The following is a 1,552-nucleotide window of genomic DNA, read 5'->3' as shown; positions in this document are numbered from 1 at the left end:
CCGATGTGGGAAACGGCTACTTCATCCACTCGGCCCGCGATGTCCTGCACCGGGTGGCGGAGGAGGGCTATGTCTTCATCCCGCTGGCCGACGACCCGCACGGCATGGTGATCGGCTCGGACGGAGGGGGCATCCTCTTCGTCGCCGACTGGGGCGGTGCGATCCACCGCTCCCAGACGGCTTCCTCGCACGCCGCGGAGTTCGACAGGGTCGCCGAAGACTTCCCGGAGTTCCTCGATCTCATCCGCCGCTCGGTGGTCCGCTTCGCGGAAACGGGCGAGCCTGGCTGCCTGTAGGTGCTGTGGGCCGGGGGAGCCCCATCAGGCGTCACGCCGTGCCGTATCGGTGTGCGTGTCCGCCGCGCCACTTCACCCGCGCCGGGTCGTCGAGGAGTCCCTCCGCGTCCGGCAGCCCGGCAAGCCGGAGGAATCCGATGACGTCGGCGTCCGAGTGCGCGAGGCCGAGGATCCTGCCGTGCGCGGTCACCCGGCGTCCTCCGGTGCCGGACGGCGGGTGGACGATGGCGGGCGACCAGTCCGTGCTCGCGGCGTCGTCCGGTCGGATGGGTTCTGCATCCGGGCCGGGATGCCCGGAGCACCGGTGAGATGAGTCCTCGTTCCCGGATTCGGTGCGGGGATTCTTCACGCGGACAGGGCCGTTGCCAGGGCGATGACGATCAGGGCGCAGGCCAGGCCGACCAGCAGGTAGCGAACCGTTCCTTCACGGAGACGAGGAGCTGCGTCGTCCTCGAGGCCACAGCCGCACAGGCCGTGCTGTTCCAGGAGCGGGGAGTCGAGCCAGTAGGCGGCGGACAGCTCGGCCCGCGGCTGGGGGATCGGAGCATCTGTCATGCCAGGGGAACGAGAGTCGCGTCGGGCCCGGTACAGGCTGCCCGGTGACCTTCACGCTTCCCTCACACTCGTGCTGCATCTGAAATCGCTCGCCAGCCGAAGGAACGCCGATTCCGAGGCGGCATGCCGGCCGTGCCGCTGTGGGGGCCGCGGTTCCTGGTGCCGCGGACCGATGCCGACGCCTCACGTCACATGCGCCGCCGGATGCGTGGGGACAGTGCGATGTACACCGCGTGACCGGTGTGCGTCTTCAGCAGCCGACCGAACTGCTGTCCGGTGGCAACATCCCGCAACCGCACTACTCCGCCCTCACCGAATTCGACTGCCACCAAGGGGCTGCCGGAGGAACGCGCCACGGCTACACGGCTGTCGGCGGGACCCATCAGAGGGTGCCCGACGAGTCGGCCGGTAGCGCGGTCCCACAGCAACACCGAGCCGTCCTCGTCGGCAGCAGCCAACTGGGAGCCGTCGGGGGAAAACTCCACCTCCCAGACAGTGTTGGTGTTCCCGGTCAGGGGTTCGCCGACGCGCCGGCCGGTGGCTGACTCCCACAGCCGCACCGTCCAGTCCCTGCTGCTGGTTGCGAGAAAGCGGCCGTCGGGTGAGAACGCCATCCTCAGCACGTGCCCGGTGTGACCGGTCAGGGGTTCGCCGATGGGTTGGCCAGTGGTGGTGTCCCAGAGCCGGACCGTCGTGTCCAT

Annotated in this window: 3 protein-coding genes and 1 pseudogene; 1 reads left to right on the top strand and 3 read right to left on the bottom strand. The window is 69.4% G+C overall.

Going from position 1 to position 1,552, the window contains the following annotated elements; translation table 11 throughout:
• Nucleotides 1–296, top strand: a pseudogene (locus tag ACQKIP_RS47065) (hypothetical protein); the annotation flags it as partial.
• 31 nt (nt 297–327) lie between these two features.
• Here the strand turns inward: ACQKIP_RS47065 and ACQKIP_RS47060 are convergent.
• The 3 genes from ACQKIP_RS47060 to ACQKIP_RS47050 form a co-directional block, all read right to left on the bottom strand.
• Nucleotides 328–486, bottom strand: coding sequence for a hypothetical protein (locus ACQKIP_RS47060; protein ID WP_427745827.1), 159 nt, complete (start codon nt 484–486; stop codon nt 328–330).
• Between the two features lie 155 nt (nt 487–641).
• Entirely contained in the window at nt 642–851 is a 210-nt protein-coding gene (locus tag ACQKIP_RS47055; protein WP_365856796.1) for a hypothetical protein, read from the bottom strand.
• A gap of 188 nt (nt 852–1,039) precedes the next feature.
• Nucleotides 1,040–1,552, bottom strand: a 513-nt coding sequence (locus ACQKIP_RS47050; protein ID WP_427745826.1) for a WD40 repeat domain-containing protein, incomplete at its 5' end; no start/stop codon positions are given.

Source organism: Streptomyces sp. NPDC059900, assembly GCF_050270335.1.
Classification (GTDB): domain Bacteria; phylum Actinomycetota; class Actinomycetes; order Streptomycetales; family Streptomycetaceae; genus Streptomyces.
This window is presented reverse-complemented; position numbering and strand designations above follow the sequence as displayed.